This window comes from Roseateles sp. P5_E8 (assembly GCF_054177665.1).
The window spans coordinates 1-21530 of the sequence record NZ_JBGCUM010000072.1 but is presented as its reverse complement, the minus strand read 5'-3'; the positions used below and the strand labels follow the sequence as shown (position 1 = coordinate 21530).

16 protein-coding genes are annotated in these 21530 nt (G+C 67.0%); 15 read left to right on the top strand and 1 reads right to left on the bottom strand.

Annotated elements, in window-relative coordinates:
* From ACXRVZ_RS24975 to ACXRVZ_RS24945, 7 genes are all read left to right on the top strand, one after another.
* Positions 1-246 (top strand): hypothetical protein (locus tag ACXRVZ_RS24975; RefSeq protein ID WP_458232963.1); only part of this gene is annotated, 246 nt, incomplete at its 5' end.
* Between the two features lie 5 nt (positions 247-251).
* Positions 252-2705: a glycoside hydrolase family 2 TIM barrel-domain containing protein gene (locus ACXRVZ_RS24970; RefSeq protein WP_457428092.1), complete on the top strand. Its 2454-nt coding sequence runs from the start codon at positions 252-254 to the stop codon at positions 2703-2705.
* Between the two features lie 372 nt (positions 2706-3077).
* Positions 3078-6044 (top strand): TonB-dependent receptor, encoded by a 2967-nt coding sequence (locus ACXRVZ_RS24965; protein WP_458232962.1) that lies wholly within the window; start codon positions 3078-3080, stop codon positions 6042-6044.
* A gap of 220 nt (positions 6045-6264) precedes the next feature.
* The gene (locus ACXRVZ_RS24960) at positions 6265-7668 is read left to right on the top strand and encodes a glycoside hydrolase family 88/105 protein (RefSeq protein ID WP_458232961.1); all 1404 of its coding nucleotides are present in this window, start codon (positions 6265-6267) and stop codon (positions 7666-7668) included.
* A gap of 218 nt (positions 7669-7886) precedes the next feature.
* A complete protein-coding gene (locus ACXRVZ_RS24955) occupies positions 7887-8408 on the top strand; it encodes a heme-binding protein (protein WP_457428084.1) in 522 nt (173 codons plus the stop codon).
* Between the two features lie 28 nt (positions 8409-8436).
* Positions 8437-9588 carry a hypothetical protein gene (locus tag ACXRVZ_RS24950; RefSeq protein ID WP_457428082.1) on the top strand — a complete coding sequence of 384 codons (1152 nt, stop codon included), beginning with the start codon at positions 8437-8439 and terminating at the stop codon, positions 9586-9588.
* Positions 9589-9951: 363 nt separating this feature from the next.
* A complete protein-coding gene (locus ACXRVZ_RS24945; RefSeq protein ID WP_457428080.1) occupies positions 9952-12009 on the top strand; it encodes an alpha-L-arabinofuranosidase C-terminal domain-containing protein in 2058 nt (685 codons plus the stop codon).
* Between the two features lie 278 nt (positions 12010-12287).
* On the opposite strand, the gene ACXRVZ_RS24940 is transcribed toward ACXRVZ_RS24945, so the two are convergent.
* Positions 12288-13142, bottom strand: coding sequence for a LysR substrate-binding domain-containing protein (locus tag ACXRVZ_RS24940; RefSeq protein ID WP_458232960.1), 855 nt, complete (start codon positions 13140-13142; stop codon positions 12288-12290).
* Between the two features lie 66 nt (positions 13143-13208).
* Here ACXRVZ_RS24940 and ACXRVZ_RS24935 point away from each other — a divergent pair, with 66 nt between their 5' ends.
* The 8 genes from ACXRVZ_RS24935 to ACXRVZ_RS24900 form a co-directional block, all read left to right on the top strand.
* Complete coding sequence (locus tag ACXRVZ_RS24935; RefSeq protein WP_457425489.1) at positions 13209-14411, top strand: YbfB/YjiJ family MFS transporter; 1203 nt, start codon at positions 13209-13211, stop codon at positions 14409-14411.
* Positions 14401-14997 (top strand): carboxymuconolactone decarboxylase family protein, encoded by a 597-nt coding sequence (locus ACXRVZ_RS24930; protein WP_457425491.1) that lies wholly within the window; start codon positions 14401-14403, stop codon positions 14995-14997. The genes ACXRVZ_RS24935 and ACXRVZ_RS24930 overlap by 11 nt, the downstream gene beginning before the upstream one ends.
* A 465-nt stretch (positions 14998-15462) precedes the next feature.
* Complete coding sequence (locus tag ACXRVZ_RS24925) at positions 15463-16581, top strand: BMP family ABC transporter substrate-binding protein (RefSeq protein ID WP_457425493.1); 1119 nt, start codon at positions 15463-15465, stop codon at positions 16579-16581.
* 34 nt (positions 16582-16615) lie between these two features.
* Positions 16616-17740: an ABC transporter permease gene (locus tag ACXRVZ_RS24920; RefSeq protein WP_457425495.1), complete on the top strand. Its 1125-nt coding sequence runs from the start codon at positions 16616-16618 to the stop codon at positions 17738-17740.
* On the top strand, positions 17737-18663 hold the full coding sequence (locus tag ACXRVZ_RS24915; RefSeq protein WP_457425497.1) for an ABC transporter permease: 927 nt from the start codon (positions 17737-17739) through the stop codon (positions 18661-18663). Before ACXRVZ_RS24920 ends, ACXRVZ_RS24915 begins: the two co-directional genes overlap by 4 nt.
* A gap of 16 nt (positions 18664-18679) precedes the next feature.
* Positions 18680-19372 carry a biuret amidohydrolase gene (biuH, locus tag ACXRVZ_RS24910; protein WP_457425499.1) on the top strand — a complete coding sequence of 231 codons (693 nt, stop codon included), beginning with the start codon at positions 18680-18682 and terminating at the stop codon, positions 19370-19372.
* Between the two features lie 13 nt (positions 19373-19385).
* The gene (locus ACXRVZ_RS24905; protein ID WP_457425501.1) at positions 19386-20924 is read left to right on the top strand and encodes an ABC transporter ATP-binding protein; all 1539 of its coding nucleotides are present in this window, start codon (positions 19386-19388) and stop codon (positions 20922-20924) included.
* On the top strand, positions 20921-21530 hold a 610-nt coding region (locus ACXRVZ_RS24900), incomplete at its 3' end, for an amidase family protein (protein WP_458232959.1). The genes ACXRVZ_RS24905 and ACXRVZ_RS24900, both read left to right, overlap by 4 nt.

Sequence of the window (21530 nt, the reverse complement as noted above, 5' to 3'; positions counted from 1 at the left end):
GCGCAGGCTGGATACGACCTGCGCAATGTCCAGGAGGTGTCGCGCCTTGCTAACGGAAACACCGTGCTTGCCAACTGGGTGGCCGGCAGTCTGAAGCCGGCCCAGTGGCCCGGCACCGTGCAGGTGTTGGAGATCACGCCCGACAAGAAGATCGCCTGGGCTCTCAGAGAGTGGGTATCGCCCAACCTCGGGCCTGCCACCTCCATCCAACTGCTGGACCAACCCGCCGGGGAATTGCAACGATGAACGTCATGCGCAACACACTGATGGGAAGCGTGGCATCGCTCCACAGGCGCGGCATCGCCGGAGCACTGTGGCGAGCCATCGGCTGGATCACCTGCCTGGGGCTGGCTGCCCCGGCCGCGCTTGCCGCGCCGAGAGTCGTGACGCCCTTGCCGCACGACTGGCGCTTCATCCAGGCCGATCCTGAAGGCGCCGAGACGCGGGTCTTTATCGACGCTGCCTGGCAAGTGGTATCGGTGCCGCACGACTGGGCCATCGCCGGCCCCTTCGATCCCGACGCCAAGGCGGGCGGTGAGAACGGCTTCCTGCCGACGGGCGTGGCCTGGTACCGCAGGACGCTGGACGTCAAGCCGCGGCCGGGACGCCGCTACTTCATCGAGTTCGACGGCATCATGGAGCGCAGCGGTGTGTGGCTGAACGGCCATCACGTCGGCCACCGGCCCATGGGCTATGTCAGCCAGCGCTACGACATCACCCGGCACCTGCGCGCCGACGGCGCCAACGTGCTCGCGGTCAGGGCCGACACGTCGGCGGCGCCGTCCTCGCGCTGGTACAACGGCTCGGGCATCTACCGACACGTCCGCCTGATCGAGACCGGCGACATCCACATCCCTCAGGGCGGCGCCTTCGTCTATGCGACGGCCATCGCCGCGGACAAGGCGACGCTGTCCATTGCTACCGACGTCCGCAACGACACCGCGCAGAAGGCCGCGGCCCGGCTGGAGATCGTCATCACCGGCCCCGACCAACGCGAGGTCGCGCGCATAACGCCGGCTGCGGTGGAGCTTGCTGCCGGACGCACCGACATCCTGCGCGCCACCGTCGAGTTGCCCAAGCCGCAGCGCTGGGACATCAACAGCCCCGCGCGCTACCGCGCCACCATCCGCGTGCTCGGCGCCGACGGCCAGGTGCAGGACGACGAAACCGTGGTCTTCGGCCTGCGCGAGGCGCGCTTCGACCCGGCCACCGGCTTCTGGTTGAACGGCCGCAACTTCAAGCTCAAGGGCGTCGCCTTGCACCACGACGGCGGTGCCGTTGGTGCGGCCGTTCCGCTGGATGTCTGGCGGCAACGCCTGGGCGCACTGAAGGCGCAGGGCGTGAACGCCATACGCACTGCGCACAACGTGCCGAGCCCCGAGTTCCTGGACCTGACCGACGAACTCGGCCTGCTGGTGATGGACGAGCTTTTTGACCAGTGGAACGTCGGCAAGACGCCGGAGGACTATCACCTGTTCTTCGGCGACTGGCACAAGCGCGACACGCTGGACATGGTGCGCCGCGACCGCAACCATCCCAGCATCGTCCTGTGGAGCGCCGGCAACGAGATCCACGACACGGCGTATCCGGTCCAGGCCAAGGCGGCCCTGCGCAGCATCCTCAACATCATCCATGCGAACGACCCGACTCGGCCCGTGACCATGGGCCTGTTCCGGCCCAACGTCACCAAGGACTATGACAACGGCTTCGCCGACATGCTGGACGTCGTCGGCCAGAACTACCGCGAGAACGAACTTATCGCCGCCAGCAAGCAGAACGCCAAACGCAGCATCGTCGGCACCGAGAACGGCCACAACCGTGTCAACTGGGTGCCCGTGCGGGACTACGCGCCTTTTGCAGGCATGTTTCTGTGGACGGGGGTGGACTATCTCGGCGAAGCCAATCGCTCGGGCTGGCCCAATGTCCAGAACCCCGCCGGCCTGCTGGACCGAACCGGCCGCCAGAAGATCATCGGCATGCAACGCGAGAGCTGGTGGTCCGAACAGCCCACACTGCACGTCGTGCGCAATGCCGACCCCGCCGCAGCCGGACCGGCCACCGATGGCGCCGGCGGCCCCAACCAGCCCGTGCTGCCAACGATGATCGCCGTCGCGACGCCCCGCCCCAAGGTCGCCCTCTTCGCCGACTGGACGCCGCAGGACGCCTCGCCGCATCCCGAGACCATCGAGGTCTACAGCAACTGCCAGCAGGTCGAGGCCTTCCTGAATGGCAAGTCCCTGGGCGTCAAGCCGATCAATGAGGATGCCTCTGCGCGCCGCTGGGCGGTGACCTACGAACCAGGCGACGTTCGCGCCGTCTGCCGTGACCCGGACGCGAACGGCTTGTCCGCCAGCCTGCGCACGGCGGGCCCCGCGGTCCGCATCGAACTGCAATCGGACAAGTCCCAGGTCGGATCGTCCTTTGACGACCTGGCCTATGTGCGCGCACGTGTCGTCGATGCCAACGGCGTGACCGTCCCGGGTGCCGCCAACCTGCTGCGCTTCTCGGTGCGCGGCGCGGCCAAACTGCTGGCGACGGACAACGCCTCGTCGATAGACCACAACACCTTCGGGTCGCCTGACCGCGCGGCCTACGGCGGGCATGCCGTGGCGCTGGTTCGAGGGGCTGGCGCGGGAGACTTCACCGTCGAAGTGACGAGCCAAGGGCTGCAGCCCGGGCGATTGCAGCTCACCGCTACGCGCTGACTCGACTGAAGCGCTGCTGGGACCGCCTGGCTTCAAGTGCTAACTGCCCAGCCTGATGTCAGGCAGGCCGCGCGTTGCCTTGATCGTGACATAGAGGGCGATGAAGGCAAGGCCACGTTATGTTGTACGACATCGTACGAAAAGTATGACTATTTGCGCGAGAGACGGGCCTCGCAGACCACAACATGGAAACGACGCTCGTTATGAGCGCGTAGCGGTTTCTCCCAGCATTCATGCKGGTTTTCGGCAATACGGGCGTTGCTGCGCGCAACACGGTGAGCGTTTCTCCAAGCACCCTTGATTCGCGCATGTTGTACGACGACCATTCGCGCAGCCGGACAAGGCACCAGAGAAACAACCAACGGAGATCGAATGAAGAAACTTCAACGCAATGGCGGCGAACAGAAGCTGCGCAAGAGCCTGATCGCGATTGCGAGCGCTGCCCTTGCCAGTGGATCGATGGCCCAGGAAGACCCAAACAAGCTGGACGCCGTCGTCGTGACCGGCTTTCGCGCCAGCCTGAATAGCGCGCTCAATCTGAAGAAAAACGCCGATGGTCTCGTCGATGTCATCAAGGCTGAAGACGTCTCCAAGTTTCCCGATGCCAACCTCGCGGAGTCGCTTCAGCGCGTGCCCGGCGTGGCCCTCGCCAGAGGCGACGGCGGCGAAGGCAAGCAGATCACCGTGCGCGGCCTGAACGCCGGCTTCACACGCGTGCGCATCAACGGCATCGAAGCCATCTCGGCCACCGGCGCGTCCGACATCAATGGCAGCACCAACCGCAGCCGCGCCTTCGACTTCTCCGTCTTCGCTTCCGAACTCTTCAACAGCCTGTCTGTTCGCAAGACCTCACAGGCCGACGTCGAGGAAGGCTCGCTCGGCGCCACCGTCGACCTGCGCAGCGCGCGCCCCTTCGACTTCCGCAACCAGACGCTCACCTTCGGCGCGCAGACCAACTACAACACCCTGGCCCGCAGCTCGGCGCCTCGCCTGTCAGCCCTGTTCACGACCAGCGCACAGACCGACATCGGCAAGATCGGCTTCCTTGTGTCCGGCGCCTGGTCCAAGCGCAGCGCCACGGAAGAAGGCTATGAAGCCGTCGAACTTCTGCCCGCCAGCGACGGCGGCTCGGGCTTCTGCTCCCCCGTGGGCTTCACGCCTCAGAACCCGGCCAACAACGCCGTGAAGGGCATCGACGCCAACAACTGCGGCGTCAACCTGCCCCGCACGTCGAACTTGGCCGCCTATCAAGACGTGTTCGGCCGCACCGACAACTTCGGGGGCACCGTCGCCACGCCTGCCGCAGGCAGCGGCGCCTTCCATCCGCGCATCCCGCGCTATCGCCGCTCTGTCGCCGAGTACGAGCGCCTGGGCGTGACGGCGGGCCTGCAGTGGAAGCCGTCGGAAGCAACTGAAGTCAGCCTCGACCTGCTCGGCGGCAAGTTCGACAACAACCGCTACGACAACTACATCTCGGCCATCTCCTTCGGCCGCCCGCTGGCCTCCAACGGCAAGCCGCAGACCTCCATCACCGAAGCCTCCTTCAACAGCAACGGCAGCTGGGAGTACGGCAAGTTCAACGGCGTGGACGTGCGCTCCGAAGGCCTGATCGACGTCAACAACACGGCGTTCCGCCAGCACGCGCTGAACGTCACGCACAAGCTGACCGACACCATCAAGCTTGATTTCATGACCGGCATTTCGAACAGCCGGCTGAACTCGCCCATGCGTGCCACGGTGCAACTGGACTCGCCCAACGCCAACGGCTTCTCGTTCGACTTCCGCCAGAACCGCAACGTGCCGAACCTGACCTTCGGCGTCGACGTGGCCAACCCGGCCAACTTCTCGTTCGCGCCAACCCTTGCGGACGGCACCGTCCGCGGCGGTTTCGTGGGCCGGGTCCTGAACACCGGCAACAACCTGCGCACCAACGCCGTGGGCGGCAGTTGGGAAGTCAGCGACAACATCACGCTGCGCAGCGGCCTGTCGTCGCGCAAGAACACCTGGGACAACTTCGAGATCAGCTCCGGCACGCAGAACGGCCTGGCCAATCCGGCGGGGTTCCAGATGGCCAGCGTGACACGGATGATTTCCAACTTCGGCAAGGGACTGGAAGGCTCGGGCTATCCCAACCAGTGGGTGGCTGTCGACCTCGACAAGTTCCGCCAGGTGTGGGACATCGAATGCCACTGCGCTGCCGTTCCGGGCTCGCAGCTGAACACGCTGGGCCAGTCCAACCGCACGATCCAGGAAAAGATCAACGCGGCCTATCTGGCGGCCGATTTCAACTACGACGTCGGTCCGATCGTGCTGCGCGGCAACGTCGGTGTACGCACCGCCGAGACGAAGGCCAACGCGTCTGCGCTCGTGAACGTCAACGGCGCGCTGCAGCCGGTGTCTTTCGACAAGACCTACCGCGACACCCTGCCCTCCTTCAACCTGACCGCGCAGCTGCCTAAGGACGTCTACCTGCGCTTCTCGGCCAGCAAGACGCTGTCGCGCCCCGAGTACGCGGACCTGGCGCCCACGGCCTCCGTCAACACCAATGCGCAGACGGTCAGCATCGGTGCCCCGGAGCTGAACCCCGTCCGCGCCAAGACCTTCGACCTGCAGGCCGAGTGGTACTTTGCCAAGAACTCGCTGGTGTCGCTGGGCATCTTCCACAAGAAGATCGACAGCTACATCCAGCGTGTCAGCGAGCGCGTCGCCTACAGCTCACTTGGCCTGCCCGACGGCTTGCTGACGGGCGGCGGCACCTGCACCATCACCGGCACCAATCCGACCTGCCCCACGCTGCCCTCGTCCATCGTGACGGTCGGCCGCGCCGCCAACACGCCGGGCGGCCCATTGACCGGCTATGAGGCCAACCTGCAGCTGCCGTTCAGCTTCCTGCCGGGCGTATGGAGCAACTTCGGCCTGCTGGCGAACGTCACGCACGTGAAGTCGACCATCAACTACATCACCCGCACCGCCACGCCGACGCTGCCGCAACTGTCGATCAACGCCAACCTGGTGGGCATGTCGCCTGATGCGCGCAACTTGACCTTCTACTACGAGGACAGCAAGTTCAGCGCGCGTGTCTCCGCCGCGTATCGGTCCAAGTACCTGATCAACGTGCTGGGCGATGTGAACGGCCACGACGTCTCGTTCGTGAACGCTTCGACCAACATCGACTTTTCGGCGTCGTACAACGTGACGCCCAAGTTGAAGCTGACCGTCGAAGCCGCGAACCTGACGGATCAGCCGCTGCGTTATGGCCGCGACAGCCAGCGTGACGACACGTGGCTGTACGCCCACTTCGGCCGCACGTTCGGCGCAGGCATGTCGTACAAGYTCTGAGGAAGTTCGGCATCGGAAGATGCCGACCCGGCCGGCGGCCGGGTTTCCTGCCAGGCCGCGCGGCAAACCCCCGTGCCCCCCAGGCAGGGGTTGCGGCCGCAGGCCCTTTCCAGCCGAAGTCTGGCTGGCCCAGCCGTGGGCAACGTTGCCCACGGCGCCTGATTCCGACCGTTCACGCAGCCGCCCGCCGGCCTGCGTGACGGCAACCTCACACACAGAGATGTCTCGCTATTCCGCAAGCAGCCGGAGCTTCCGGCTGGTCCTGACTTCAATCCTGCTGGCGGTGCCGCTGATCACAGCGGCTCAGACGTCAAAGTCCGTCGCGTTGCGCACGAACGCCCTCGTCGCGGCTGACCTGCGCTTCGATCCGACCGCAGTTCCTGATGCGCCGCGAGTGCTGAAGTTGCTGGAGAACAGCGCCGCTGCGGAAATCGCGCGGCTCTCCGAGACGCCGCTCCATGTGCCTGCACGCAGAGGGCGCGGCGTCGTGTCGGCCAACTGGATCTCCGCGGCTTTCCTCGTCGGCCTGGGCCGACTCGCCCGCGTGTCCGACGAACCCGGCCCGCGAGCCTATGTCCGCAACGTGGCAGAGCATTTCAACTTCGGCCTGCTCGGCGCCTGGTCACCCCGCAACATGCTGGACGCGGACAACATCGCCATCGGCGAGGTCTACCAGGAGCTGTCTGCTCGCAGTGGTGAGCCCGGCGAGATCGCGCCGCTGCGGCAGCGCCTGGACTGGACGCTGCCGCACCTCCAGGTGCAACCCGCGCCCAACCAACTGGTGTGGTGGTGGTGCGATGCGCTCTTCATGGCGCCACCCGTCTACGCCCGCATGTCTGCGCAGACGAACGATCCGCGCTACCTCCAGGCCATGGACGTGCAATGGTGGCGAACCTACGACCGGCTGTGGTCCAAGGAGCACGGCCTGTTCTTCCGGGACGAGCGCTTCTTCACGCGCAAGACGCGCAATGGCAAGCCGATGTTCTGGGGTCGCGGCAATGGCTGGGTCGTGGCGGGACTGGCGCGCCTGCTCGACACTATGCCGGAAAGCTGGCCCACGCGCCCGCGCTACGTCCAGGTCTTCCAGACCATGATGGCCAGCGTTGCGCAGCTGCAGCGCAACGACGGGCTCTGGACCACGAGCCTGCTCGACGATCAGGATCCGTCGGGCGCCGAGTCCACCGGGTCGGCCTTCTACACCTATGCGATGGCCTGGGGGGTCAACCATGGGCTGCTTGACCGTCAGGCCTACCTGCCCCGCGTCACGCGCGCCTGGGCAGGCCTGGCGCGGCTGATCCAGCCCAACGGCTTGCTCGGCTACGCCCAACGCGCCGGCGATCAGCCGGAACCGTCTGGCGCCGACGATCACGAGCTTTACGGCACCGGCGGCTTGCTCCTCGCCGGCACCGAGGTGATGAACCTGGGCCGGCCCGTCACGAAGCTGCCCATCGCCGAGCCGCGACGCGACCCGCCCGGCCCCGTCCGTCTGCCCATCGCCCTGCTGCCGAAGCCTGAAGGCAACGATGCCGAGCGCCTGTCACGCTGGGAGCGCGTCATGGCCGAGCGCCAGGCCATGGTCGACTTGGCTTATGACCCAGCCACGGTCAGCAGCCCCAAACCCTGAATGGCCAGTCCGCAGACCCTCATGCATGGCTCGTCATGAGGTTCTTGTGCCGCGGCACAGGAGATCGAAACCCTCCGAACAGGCATTGCTCACACGGTTTTCCTGCAACTTCCTGGTGCAGGTCTTCGAGGCGGTACCCCGCGGAGAAGTTCTGGCCCCCGGCTCCGTGCCGGGGGCTCCTTTTAGCCAGCCGGGCAAGTCACACAGGACCCTATCCCATGAAATGCTTCAAGTTCCCGATGGCACTGCTGACGCTGGCTTGTTCTCACCATTTGAGCGCCCAGGAAATCACTCTGCAGCACGCACTCGAAATGGCCAGGTCGGTTCTCAGCGCGTGTGAGAACCGGGGAGTGCGTCCCAGCCTGAGCGTCGTTGATTCAAAAGGCGTCACGAAGGTCGTCGTGAGAGCCGATGGCGCCAGCAGGTCCCCCGTAGCGGCGCCTAGAAAAGCCGCGACCGCCGCCTTTCATGACCTGCCCGGCTCGGTGATGGAGCCGCGGGTTCTTTCGGACCCAGCCTTCAAGGCCGCCATCGAATCCGCGCCAGAAAGATGGAACGCTCATGCGGGCTCAATGCCATTGCACTACGCCGGCAAGGTGGTCGGCGGCATTGCCGTCGCAGACGTGCCGCACGACGTCGCAGATGCATGCCTGAGGGCGGGGCTGGCAGCGACGACCCACACGAACGTTTTCAGCTCGTACGGCGACCTCGCGGCCGAAGCTATCGCGGCGGCGAACTGATGCCTTTCCGACACGCGGCCCATACGCCATGAATCCGACCCGCATCGTCGGCGCTTCGGCCGCCGCGCTGGCATCCCGCCGCCAGTGTCTGACCCGTGCGGTCGGGTTCTCCATGGCCATGTACGCAGGCAGCCAAGCGACCGCATCAACTGCGGCGCCTGCCTCGGCTGGGTCCATGGACATACAACCCATCGTCGACGCGGCCCTCAACGCAGTGAGGCAGGCCACAGTTCAACGAGGCCAATGCAGCCGATTCCTCGGCGACCTGGCCAAGCAGCGCCCCGCCGGTGCCGAGCCGCGCAGCTATGGCAGCGCCGCGGCTGCCTGCATCCTCTACACGGTCGGCCACTTCCCGCGCGAGCAGGCCGAACGCGAAGCCTATGTGCGCTACCTGCGCAGCGGCCAGTCGGCCGAAACCGGACTCTTTGCAGATGCCAACCACAGCGCCACCCACGCCACCGCCTATGTGCTGGCGGCGCTGGAACTCTTTGACGCTGGTGCGCTGCATCCGCTGAAAGCCTTGCGCTCCCTCAACGATGCCGGTGCGATCGAGGGCTTGCTTGAAGGTCTGGACTGGCAGCATCCGTGGCCAGCTTCGCACGCCGGTGCCGGCGCCTTCGCTGCCCTGGTGATCGCTGGAGACGCTTCGGCATCTCTGCATGAGCGCTACTTCGCCTGGCTGGCACGCGAGCAGGATCCCGCCACGGGTCTTTGGCGCAAAGGCAGTCTCCAGTCCACGCAAAATCCGACCGGCGCACCTGCGTTCGACGCGCTCGCCGCAGCCTTTCACTACCTCTTCAATCACACCGCCCTGCGGCAGCCCATTCCGCGCCCGGAAGCCCTCATCGACACCGCTCTGCGCGTCTATCGCGAGCGCTTGTACCCGCAGTTGGGACAAGGTGCCGGTTTCGCGGAGCTGGACTGGCTCTATGTCCTCACGCGGTCGGTGCGCCAATGCGGGTACCGGTACGCGGAGGTGCTGGTTGAGCTGCAGCAATTCGCCCGACGCTACGTCGGTCAGTTGATGCAGCGGGTGCTGCACCAGCCGCTGGCCTTCCAGGACCTTCACGCACTGAACGGAGTCATGGGTGCCCTGGCTGAACTCCAGCAGACCCTTCCCGGCCTGCTGCACACGGAGCGGCCATTGAAATTGACGCTCGACCGGCGTCCGTTCATCTAATCCTCACGCCACGAGCAGGCACGGAATGGTCCAAAAACGTCCGATCTGCAACGCCTACGGCAAGGGTCACGATCCGAACCACATGTCGCTCAAGCTTGGTGCAGCGGTCGCAATGCATCGCTGTATGCCGGCTGTCACGGGCTGTTATTTTGGTATGACCACTTTTTTAAAGTGCGATACTCTGGTAATACCAAAAAAGCACAACGACGCTGAGGCCACGAGCTTCGACGACGCACCAAGAAGGCCTGGCCTGCATGAGCGCGGGGTAGCGGCATCGTCTTGGGCATGCCGGCCGGCGATGCGAACCGCGCAAGCTGTGACTAACGCGGTCCACGACATCAACCTCTTTCATCAAAACAAGGTATGACACCAAAACTTTCCCGCCGCTCGCGGCGGCACGTTTCCGCCGCCGCCGTCGTGCAAAGCCGCTTCCGCGCCCGGCGCCTGCTGTCGCTGGTCGCACTGATCGCCCCGCTGGCGATGGCGCAGACCACCGTCCGGATCGACCTCGCCAAGCCCGGCCTGCCGGTCAGCCCGACCCTGTACGGTTTGATGACTGAGGAGATCAACTTTTCCTACGATGGCGGCCTGTATGCGGAACTGGCGCGTAATCGCGCCTTCAAGAATCACGGCTCCACGCCGGAACACTGGTCGCTGGTGCAAGACGCCGGCGGTAGCGCCGCGATGGCGCTCGACGAGCGTTACCCGGTCGCCGGCACCGCCCTGACGACCAGTCTGCGGATCGACGCCGAGAACGCTTCGCCGGGTCACCGTGTCGGTATCGCCAATGCTGGCTACTGGGGCATTCCGGTCACGCCGAACACCAGCTACCGCGCCAGCTTTTACGCCAAAACGTCCGGCGCCGCCGGCGTGCCGCTGACCATCAGCATTGAAGGTGTCGACGGCAAGACCGTCTACGCCCAGGCCGAAGGCGGCCGCATCGACGGTGGGTGGAAGCGCTACAGCGTCACCCTCGCCACCGGTGCGAACGTCAAGCCGACCGCCGACGCGCGCCTGGTGCTTGCCACCGAAAGTCCGGGCAAGGTGTGGTTCAACCTGGTGTCGCTGTTCCCGCCGACCCACAAGGACCGGCCGAACGGCCTCCGGCCCGACCTGATGCAAAAGATGATCGATATGAAGCCGGGCTTCCTGCGCTTCCCCGGCGGGAACTATGTCGAAGGCGGCAGCGTGACGAACCGCTTCAAGTGGAAGGAAACGCTGGGCCCGATCGAGCAGCGTCCAGGCAATCCCGGCACCTGGGGCTACCGCTCTACCGACGGCATGGGGCTGCTCGAATTTCTCCTGTGGTGCGAGGACATGAAGGCCGAGCCGGTGCTGGCGGTGTTCGCCGGCTACGCGCTCAACGGCGAGTCCGTCCCGGTCGGCAAGGAACTGCAGCCCTTCGTCCAGGACGCGCTCGACGAGATCGAATATGTGACCGGCGACGTGAGCACGAAGTGGGGCGCGAAGCGCGCCAAGGACGGCCATCCGGCGCCGTTCAAGCTGCGTTATGTCGAGATCGGCAACGAGGATGGCTTCGAGAAGAACAAGACCTACGACGGCCGCTACACCCAGTTCCACGACGCCATCAGGAAGAAGTACCCGAAGATCAAACTGATCTCCACGGTCAACGGCAAGGACTGGTTGGGCCAGCAACAGAAGTTGTCCAGCCGGGTGCCCGACCTGATCGACGAGCATTACTACTACAACCCGATGGAGATGATGAACGACGCCGCGCGCTACGACAGTTATGCGCGCAGCGGGCCGAAGGTCTTTATCGGCGAATGGGCCGGACAAGAAGGCTCGCCGACCACCAACCTGCACGCCGCACTGGCCGATGCCGCCTTCATGGCAGGCATGGAGCGCAATGCCGACATCGTCGAGATGTCCTGCTACGCGCCGCTGTTTGTGAACGTGAACCCGGGCGGCATGCAGTGGCAGTACAACCTGATCGGCTACAACGCGCAGTCCAGCTACGGTTCGCCGTCGTACTACGCGCAAAAGATGTTCAGCAACTATCTGGGCAATGTTTCGCTGCCGGTGCATGCCGAGAAGGTCAGCATGCAAACCTGGCAGCAAGAGGCCAAGAAGGAGACGCCGCAGGACGTGCCGCCGGCCAGGCAGGTGCCGACGATGTTTTTCTCGGCGACCAAGTCGGACCAGCGCGGCGAGATCTACCTGAAGGTCGTCAACGCGATCGGCAACGCGCAGACGGTGCAGGTCGACCTGGCCGGCGCCGTCAAGGTGGCGGCCGAAGGCGAGGCAATCGTACTGCGCTCGACGCACAAGGAAGACACCAACACCATCGCCGAGCCGACCAAGGTGGTGCCGGTGACGAGCAAGGCGAGCGGGCTCGGCAAGCAGTTCAACTACAGCTTCGCGCCGTATTCAGTGACGGTGCTGGTGCTGTCGACCAAATAGGCCGCCAGTACCGCGTGGACGCGCTGTGTCGGTTCCTTTGTTTACCTGGCCTTTCCGACACAGACGCTGTTGCCGGCGCATGAAGATGGCGTGTATACCAGCGGTCTTTGAGGGGTTCCACCTTGACGCTTGACCGGCGCTTCCAACGCCGCCCCTCCGTCCGGCCCTCCGGCCCTTTCTGACCGCTCCTTTTGTGCTTCCCAGGGGCGAGTGCGAGTGCCCGCCAGAGCATCGGAAGCGCCAGAAGAACGTCGCCCCTCAGCGGGGTTCGCAGCGGGTCACAGCAGCTCCTGGAGCTTCGTCAGAGCCGTCATCGCCAGCCCGTGCCACACCAGATGCGTGACATTCCTGCGCAACTTCGCTGGCACTTCATGCTGCTGCACCTCTTGTGACGACGTGAGTGTCGCCAGCAGCGACTTCGGCACGAGCGCGAATCCGGTGCCGGCCGCCACGCAGGCCACCATCGCCTGGTATGACGAAAACTCCAGCGTGCGCGCAGGCATCACCGACGACGCACCCAGCCAGTCTTGCATGCGCTTGCGGTACGAGCAGCCTTCAGCGAAGGCGATCAAGGTCATGCCTGCGAGGTCCGATGCGCGCGTGACCAGCGGAACACCACGCGCGGTGATGCACACCAGCTCTTCCTCGAACACCTTCATCGCATTGAGGCTGGGTGCCGTGAAGGGCTGCGATACAAACGCCGCGTCCAGTTCGAAGCTGGACACCCGCTGCACCAGGGCGCCGGTGGTGCCGGTGGCCAGTTCCACCACCACGTCGGGGTACAGCGTGTGGAAGCGCGACAGGATGGGCGCGAGCCGGCTGCCCGCCGTGCTCTCCAGCGAGCCGAGACGCAGCACGCCTGTGGGCTTGCCGCTGCGCAACTCGCTTTCGGCCTCGTCGGCCAGGCGAAACAGCCGATGCGCATAGGCCAGCAGCCGCTCACCCTCGGGCGAAAGCACCAGCCCGCGGCCCTGCCGGCGGAACAGCGGGCAGCCTAGGCGCTGCTCGAGCTGCTTCACACGCGTGGTCACGTTCGACTGCACGCGGTTCAACTTCTGCGCGGCGCGGATCACGCCGCCTTCCTGAGCAACGGCACGAAAGATCTCCAGCGAGTCCAGGTCGATGCTTCTCATGGAAAGAATGGTTGCTCAGGAATATTCATTTGTCGCTGGGACCGATTCTCGGTCTACTGCACAGCCATGACAACCGCAGCCCGCGCCCCGTCGACCTTCGCGTTGTGCATCGCGGGTGCGCTGTCGCTGGCGGTCGCGATGGGCATCGGCCGCTTTGCGTTCACGCCGGTGCTGCCGCTGATGATTCGCGAGGGCCAGTTGGACGTGGCTGCCGGAGGCTGGATCGCGGCCGCCAACTATCTCGGATACCTCGCGGGCGCGCTGACCGCCCGAAAGCTGCCAGGCCGCGCCACCCAGCTAGCGCTGCTGGGCCTGGTGCTGACGGTCGTGCTCACGGCGGCCATGGCATGGCCGGGGGCGTGGGCCGTAGGGTATTGGGGCACATGGCGCTTCCTTGCGGGCATGGCTTCTGCCTGGGTGTTCGTCGCGACTGCCGTGTGGTGCCTGGGGACATTAGGTCAGGCGGGCAAATCGCAGACGGCCAGCTGGGTCTATGCAGGGGTCGGCGCCGGAATCGCGCTCGCCGGACTGCACGGATGGGCGGCCGGCGTGGCCAACGTCGCCGCGGTCACACTGTGGCTGCAGCTTGCGCTGCTGGCGCTGGTGCTGTCGCTGCCCGTCGTGTTCGTGCTGCGCCAAGTCCAGGCGCCTGCACCACCAGCGCCAGCCACGCCCGGGTCCGGCGCTGGTGTCTCGTGGGGCCTCATGTTCTGCTATGGCGTCATGGGCTTTGGCTACATCCTGCCGGCCACCTTCCTGCCTGTGCTCGCACGTAACGTGGTCGACGACCCTGCCTCGTTCGGCCTGGCATGGCCGGTGTTCGGTGGCATCGCCGCAGTCTCCACCATCCTCGCCGGCCGGTGGCTGGAACGGCGACCGCACATTGAAGTGTGGGCTGTCTGCCAGGCGTTGATGGGCGTTGGGACGCTGCTACCCAGCCTGTGGACCCATGGCTTTGTCATCCTGCTGTCGGCGCTGCTGGTCGGCGGCACCTTCATGATCGTCACGCTCGCAGGCGTGCAGGTCGCGCGCGCCCGTACCCAAGGAGACCCACGCAGCGCGATCGGCCGCATGACCGCAGCGTTTGCCATCGGGCAGATTGCTGGTCCTGTGACGTCGGCCTTGCTGCTCAACGTCCCGTCGCTGCGCACGAACGGCCTGGACATCGCGTTGCAGGTCGCGGCAGCGTCGCTCTTTGCAACCGCTGCGTGGCTCTTGCGCGAGTCGCGCGCCCCTCGCCTGTCAACGGAGACTTCCCATGCCCACTGAACAAGGATTTGCCGCGCACGCTCGCGAGCGCCTGCCTATGCCCGCTGCCGATGCAATGAACGACGCACAGCGCGTCGCGGCACAGGCGCTCATCGACGGGCCGCGCAAAGGCGTCTATGGCCCCTTCCTGCCGCTGCTGCGCAGCCCGGATTTGCTGGACCGCGTTGCCAAGGTCGGCGAGTTCCTTCGCTTTGGGAGCGCGATCGATGCGCGCGTGCGCGAGCTCGTCATCTGCGCCACCGCACGCCACGAGGGAAACCAATTCGAGGGGCTGATGCACGCGCCATTGGCGGTGCAGGCAGGCGTCAATGCCGACGCAGTGGAGTCGTTGCGGCTGGGGGCCCGCTCCAAGGGACTGCAAGCCGACGAAGAGCTGGCCCTCGACTTCGCCCACGAGCTGCTGCACACGCATGGCGTGAGCGACCCCACTTACGCCGCGGCGCTCGCGACGTTCGGTGAGCAGAGCGTCGTCGAACTCACCACGCTCATTGGCTATTTCACGATGGTCAATTGGGTGATGAACGTCGCGCGCACACCAGCCATGACCAGTGCTAAGGGAAAGCCGCTACAAGCGTTTCCGGCGTAGCGGCGCGCAGGACCTAGCAACCGGAGTGCAGCCATCCGTTGTATTGCTTCTGGTGAAGAGTCGGAAACCCGCGCGCGGATGACCGGCTCTCCGCCAGCCGATTGGGAATTGCGTATGGGACGACATTGGCGAAGAAGCCACCCTGCCTGACCCGCAACGGCGCCCGCTTCCACTTGCGAATCCGCTTCCCGGACGACCGCCGCAAAGAGCCAGACGCGCTTCAACCGATCCCCCGGCAACGGCCTGAGCGGGGCGGTCTGGGCGACGCGCCGGGCTGAGGCCCGGATCGTGCCCACGTGCCCCGATTCGCGCCACTGAGCCCCGTTTTCGCACCGCCCGAGTGCGCTTCAACCCAGCCTCTCGGAGCGGGCGAGCTGGCACGACCTCTGCTTGTATACCAGCCTGAACACCGTCCAGCACGCAGCCGGGCGCATGTCGTGGCCGAACAACCTGAGGAGAGTCGAGATGACGCGATCGCAGTGGAACCGCCGGGATTGGCTGAGCAGCGCGGGGGCTGCCGGGGCGGGGGTGATGACCGCCGGGTGGAGTGGGCTGGCACTGGCCCAGAAACCCTTGACGGTGGGCTTCATCTACGTCGGCCCGCGGGACGACTACGGCTACAACCAGGCGCATGCCGAGGCCGCAGCGTTGGTCAAGAAGATGCCGGGCCTCAAGGTGGTTGAGGAGGAGAACGTCCCCGAGACCAACTCGGTGCAGAAGACCATGCAGGGCATGATTGCCCAGGACGGCGCGGGCCTGCTGTTCCCGACCTCGTTCGGCTACTTCGACCCGCACATCCTGGCCCTGGCGCCCAAGTACCCGGCCGTGCGCTTCGCGCACTGCGGCGGGCTCTGGAACGCGGCCAAGCACCCGAAGAACGCCGGCAGCTTCTTCGGCTACATCGACGAGGCGCAGTACCTGAACGGCGTCATCGCGGCGCACGCGACCAAGAGCAAGAAGCTCGGCTTCATCGCCGCCAAGCCCATCCCGCAGGTGCTGCGCAACATCAACGCCTTCACGATGGGCGCACGGAGCGTCAACCCGGCCATCACGACGACGGCGATCTTCACCGGCGACTGGAGCATGCCGGTCAAGGAGGCCGAGGCCACCAACAGCCTGGCCGACCAGGGCGTGGATGTGTTCACCATGCACGTCGACGGGCCCAAGGTCATCGTCGAGACAGCCGCCAAGCGCGGCAAGTTCGTCTGCGGCTACCACGCCAGCCAGGCCAAGCTGGCGCCGCAGGCCTACCTGACGGGCGCCGAGTGGAACTGGATCACCGCGTACAAGCAGATCATCGAAGCCGCGCAAACCGGCAAGCCGCACCCGAACTTCGTGCGCGGCGGCCTCAAGGACGGCTTCGTCAAGAGCAGCCCCTATGGCAGCTCGGTGCCCGAAGGCGCGCGCAAGCAGGCCGAGGCCATCCGCGCCCAGATGCTCGCGGGCAGCTTCGACATCTTCAAGGGCGAGCTGAAGGACAACACCGGCAAGGTGGTGATCCCGGCGGGCAAGGTGCTCAAGCAGACGGACATGGAGCTGGAAAGCATGGCCTACCTGGTCGAAGGCGTCATCGGCAAGGTCTGACCCCGCCCTCCTTCCCGCACCAGGAGCCGCCGCCATGGTCGCCACCTCACGAGCGCAAGGCTTCGCCGAAGCCCTGCTGCTGCCCGTCTTCGCGCTGACAGCCGCGCTGCTGCTGTTTGGCGTGTTCGTGTGGCTGGGTGGCACGGACCCGGTGGAGGCCTGGAAGCTGCTGTTCCTGGGCGCCTTTGGCGATGCCTTCTCCTGGCAAAACACTCTCCTGCGCGCCGCGCCGCTGATGCTCACGGCACTGGCCGTGGCGCTGCCGGCGCAGGCCGGGCTGACGATGATCGGCGGTGAGGGCGCGCTGGTGCTGGGCGCCCTGGGCTGCGCCGGCCTGCCCTATCTCTTCGGGCCGCCCGCCAACGTGCTCGGCAGCGCCATGGTGCTGCTGGCCGGGGCGCTGATGGGTGGCGGCTGGGTGATGCTGTCCGGCTGGTTGCGCCAGTGGCGGGGCGTCAACGAGACCATCTCCAGCCTGCTGCTTTCCTACATCGCCATCGCGCTGTTCAAGCACTTCGTCGAAGGGCCAATGCGGGATCCGGCGAGCCTGAACAAGCCGTCCACCCACCCACTGGCCGAAGGCATTCGCATCGGCCCCATCATGGGCGACGCGGCCATGGAATCGTGGCTGGGCGACGTGCACTGGGGCCTGGTCATCGGCGTGCTGGTGTGCGTGGCCTGTGGCGCCTGGCTGAGCTTCAGCGCCTCGGGCTTTGCGATGCGCGTGGTGGGCGGCAATGCCCGCACCGCGCGCCTGGTGGGCCTGCCCACCGACCGCATCATCCTGCTGGCCTGTGCCCTGGGTGGCGCGGCGGCGGGGCTGGCCGGTGCCATCGAGGTGGCGGCCGTGCACACGGCGGCCAATGCCTCGGTGATCGCCGGGCTGGGCTACACGGGCATCCTGGTCAGCTTCGTGGCTCGCCACAACCCCTGGGCCATCCCGCCAGTGGCGGTGCTGTTCGGCGGCTTTGCGGCGGCCGGCAGCCTGCTGCAGCGCCGGCTGGACCTGCCCGACGCCTCGGTGCTGGTGCTGCAGGGCTTTGCCTTCGTCTTCATCCTGGCGGCCGAGGCCTTGCGCGGGCGGCTGTTTGCGCCGCGCGCCGTGGCCAAGCGGCCCGCTTCCGCAGCCCCACTCGCAACCGTTCAGGGAGCGGCATGAGTCTTGAACTGACTTCCATCCCCGACCTGCTGCTCGCCGTCATCGGCGGCGCGCTGCGGGTGGGCACGCCCTTCCTCTTCGTCAGCCTCGGCGAGTGCCTGACCGAGAAGAGCGGCCGCATCAACCTCGGCCTGGAAGGCGTGCTCGTCTTCGGCGCCATGGCCGGCTTTGGCGGCGCCTACCTGGGCGGCTCGCCGTGGCTGGGCGTGCTGGCGGCCTGCGCTGCCGGCGCGCTACTGGCGCTGCTGCACGGCCTGCTGTGCTCGCTGCCGCGCGTGTCCGACATCGCCACCGGCATCGCGCTGATGCTGTTGGGCACGGGCCTGGCGTTCTACCTGGGCAAGCCGCTGATCCAGCCGCAGGCGCCGCAGATCCCGTCGCTGCCACTGGGCGCCTGGAGCGACTCGTCGGCCGTGCAGACGGCCTTGTCGGTCAACGCCCTCTTCCCCATCGGCGTGGCGCTGGCGGCGCTGCTGGCCTGGGGTTTCAAGAACACCCGCTGGGGCCTGGTGGTGCGCATGGCCGGCGACAGCAGCGATGCCGCGCGGGCGCTGGGCTACTCGGTCAACGCGGTGCGCATCGCGGCCACAACGGCGGGCGGCGCGATTGCCGGGCTGGGCGGCGCGTCGCTGTCGCTCTACTACCCGGGCAGCTGGAACGAAGGCCTGTCCAGCGGCCAGGGGTTGATCGCCGTGGCCCTCGTCATCTTTGCGCGCTGGCACCCCTGGCGCTGCCTGGGCGCGGCGCTGCTGTTCGGCGGCGCGGTGGCCATAGGCCCGGCGCTGCAGAGCGTGGGCGTGAGCGGCGGCTACTACCTGTTCAACGCCGTGCCCTATGTGCTGACGCTGGTGATTCTCGTGGCCACCTGCTCGACCAGCCAGTCGCTGAAGGGCGCGCCGGCCGAGCTTGGCGTCTCACGTTGACCAGAAAGGAAACCCCATGCCTACCCTGCACTCCCGGCCCTATGCCTGGCCCTTCGACGGCAACATCAGCCCGAGCAACACGGCGTTGGTCATCATCGACATGCAGACCGACTTCTGCGGCATCGGTGGCTACGTCGACAAGATGGGCTACGACCTGTCCATGACGCGCGCGCCCATCGAGCCGCTCAAGGTGCTGCTGGCCGCCGCGCGCCGCGTCGGCATGCACGTCATCCACACCCGCGAGGGCCACCGCCCCGACCTGTCCGACCTGCCCGCCAACAAGCTGTGGCGCTCGCGGCAGATCGGCACCGAGGGCCGCGGCATCGGCGACGCCGGGCCCTGCGGCCGCATCCTCGTGCGCGGCGAACCGGGCTGGGACATCATTCCCGAGCTCTATCCCGTCGCCGGCGAGCCCATCATCGACAAGCCCGGCAAGGGCAGCTTCTGCGCCACCGACCTGGAGCTGGTGCTGCACACGCGCGGCATCCGCAACCTCATCCTGACCGGCATCACGACCGACGTGTGCGTGCACACGACCATGCGCGAGGCCAACGACCGCGGCTTCGAGTGCCTGATGCTGTCCGACTGCACCGGCGCCACCGACCCCGGCAACCACGCGGCCGCGCTGAACATGATCCTGATGCAGGGCGGCGTGTTCGGCGCGGTGGCCGACTCGCAGGCCGTGCTGGACCTGCTGGCGCCGCTCTGAGGAGGCCTTCTTCATGCACGCCCTGCATCTCGAGACCTACCGCCTCACCAAGCGCTTCGGCAGCTTCACGGCGCTGGACGACGTCTCCATCACCGTGCGGCCCGGCACCGTGCACGCGCTGCTGGGCGAGAACGGCGCCGGCAAGAGCACGCTGGTGAAGGCCATCGTCGGCTACCACCGGCCCACGGAAGGCGCAGTGCTGGTGGACGGCCGCGAGCGCGAGATCAACTCGCCCGTTGCGGCCCGCGACCTGGGTCTGGGCATGGTCTACCAGCACTTCACCGTCGTGCCCGGCATGACCGTCGCCGAGAACCTGCTGCTGGCGCGCGGCAAGCTGCCCATGGTGGTGGACTGGAAGGCCGCCCGCGCCGAGCTGGACGCCTTCATGAGCACGACGCCGTTCCGCCTGCCGCTGGATGCGCGGCCCAGCGAGCTGTCGGCCGGCGAGAAGCAGAAGCTGGAGATCCTCAAGCAGCTGTTCCTGAAGCCGCGCCTGCTGATCCTGGACGAGCCCACCTCGGTGCTGACGCCGCAGGAAGCCGACGAGGTGCTCGGCGCGCTGCGCGACCAGGCCCATGCACTGACCTGCTCGGTGCTGATGATCACGCACAAGTTCCGCGAGGTGATGGCCTATGCCGACGACGTCAGCGTGCTGCGCAAGGGCGCGCTGGCCGCCACCGGCGCCGTGGCTGACTGCACGCCCGACAGCCTGGCCGCCGCGATGGTGGGTGAGAGCCACAGCGGCGCGGTGACCGAAACCAAGTGGGTGCGCGAGGCGCGCGCGCCGGGCGAGGTCAAGCTGGCCATCACCGGCCTGGACGTGATGGGCGACCGTGGCGAACCCGCCGTGCGCGACTTGGGCTTGAGCGTGCGGCGCGGCGARATCGTCGGCATCGCCGGCGTCAGCGGCAACGGCCAGCGCGAGCTGATGCAGGCCCTGGTCGGCCAGCGGGCGCGCTTGGCCGGCCGCGTGACGGTGGACGGTGAGGCCTTCCTGGCCCGCCGCGCCGAGAACCGCGCCCGCAAGGTGCGCAGCCTGCCCGAGGAGCCGCTGGGCAATGCCTGCGTCGGCCCGCTGAGCGTGGCGCAGAACATGGCGCTGCGCAGCTTTGATGAGGCGCCCTGGGCGCGCGGCGGCCTGGTGCGCTGGGGCGCGCTGCGCGAGCGGGCGCGGGCGTGGATTGCCGAGTACGGCGTCAAGACGCAGGGTGAGCGCGCCGCCATCCGCACGCTGTCGGGCGGCAATGTGCAGCGCGCCGTGCTGGCCCGCGAGCTGGCCGGCGAGGCCGAGCTGCTGCTGGTCAGCAACCCCGTCTTCGGGCTGGACTTCGCCGCCGTCGCCGAGATCCACGGCCGCCTGATGGCCGCGCGCAACCGGGGTGCGGCCGTGTTGCTGGTCAGCGAAGACCTGGACGAGCTGCTGTCCCTGGCGGATCGCATCGTCGTCATGAGCGAAGGCCGCATCGTGCACGACGTGCCGGCCGCCGAGGCCACGCGCCAGTCGCTTGGCGAATTCATGGGCGGCAAAGGTCATGAGGAAGGCCACGCATGACGACCCTGCACACCGTCGCCGACTGGCAGGCCGCCTACGCCGCAGGCGCCGATCCGCAAACGCTGCTGGCCGGCCTGCTGGCAAGCCTTGACCGGGCCGACACCGCCTGGATCCACCGCTGCACGCCCGAACAGCTAACCACGCAACTCGCTGCACTTGCGCCACGCGGGCCGGCCACGCCTTTGTGGGGCGTGCCGCTGGCCGTGAAGGACAACATCGACGTCGCCGGCATGCCCACCACCGCCGCCTGCCCGGCCTTCGCCGAGCTGCCCGAGCACTCGGCCACCTGCGTGCAGCGCCTGCAGGCGGCCGGCGCCATCGTCATCGGCAAGACCAACCTCGACCAGTTCGCCACCGGCCTGGTCGGCACGCGCTCGCCCTATGGCGAGGTGCCCAACAGCTTCGCGCCCGCCTATGTGAGCGGCGGCTCCAGCTCGGGCTCGGCCTCGGTGGTGGCGCGCGGCCTGGTGCCGCTGGCCCTGGGCACCGACACCGCCGGCTCCGGCCGCGTGCCCGCCGGCTTCAACCACCTCGTCGGCCTCAAGCCCACGCCCGGCAGCGTGCCCATGCGCGGCGTGCTGCCGGCCTGCCGCACGCTGGACGTGG

Bases quoted from the DNA above. Each gene is read 5' to 3' on its own strand.
- ACXRVZ_RS24970 (WP_457428092.1), top strand. From the start codon at position 252: ATGCGCAACACACTGATGGGAAGCGTGGCATCGCTCCACAGGCGCGGC.
- ACXRVZ_RS24960 (WP_458232961.1), top strand. From the start codon at position 6,265: ATGTCTCGCTATTCCGCAAGCAGCCGGAGCTTCCGGCTGGTCCTGACT.
- ACXRVZ_RS24955 (WP_457428084.1), top strand. From the start codon at position 7,887: ATGAAATGCTTCAAGTTCCCGATGGCACTGCTGACGCTGGCTTGTTCT.
- ACXRVZ_RS24950 (WP_457428082.1), top strand. From the start codon at position 8,437: ATGAATCCGACCCGCATCGTCGGCGCTTCGGCCGCCGCGCTGGCATCC.
- ACXRVZ_RS24945 (WP_457428080.1), top strand. From the start codon at position 9,952: ATGACACCAAAACTTTCCCGCCGCTCGCGGCGGCACGTTTCCGCCGCC.
- ACXRVZ_RS24940 (WP_458232960.1), bottom strand. From the start codon at position 13,142: ATGAGAAGCATCGACCTGGACTCGCTGGAGATCTTTCGTGCCGTTGCT.
- ACXRVZ_RS24935 (WP_457425489.1), top strand. From the start codon at position 13,209: ATGACAACCGCAGCCCGCGCCCCGTCGACCTTCGCGTTGTGCATCGCG.
- ACXRVZ_RS24930 (WP_457425491.1), top strand. From the start codon at position 14,401: ATGCCCACTGAACAAGGATTTGCCGCGCACGCTCGCGAGCGCCTGCCT.
- ACXRVZ_RS24925 (WP_457425493.1), top strand. From the start codon at position 15,463: ATGACGCGATCGCAGTGGAACCGCCGGGATTGGCTGAGCAGCGCGGGG.
- ACXRVZ_RS24920 (WP_457425495.1), top strand. From the start codon at position 16,616: ATGGTCGCCACCTCACGAGCGCAAGGCTTCGCCGAAGCCCTGCTGCTG.
- ACXRVZ_RS24915 (WP_457425497.1), top strand. From the start codon at position 17,737: ATGAGTCTTGAACTGACTTCCATCCCCGACCTGCTGCTCGCCGTCATC.
- biuH (WP_457425499.1), top strand. From the start codon at position 18,680: ATGCCTACCCTGCACTCCCGGCCCTATGCCTGGCCCTTCGACGGCAAC.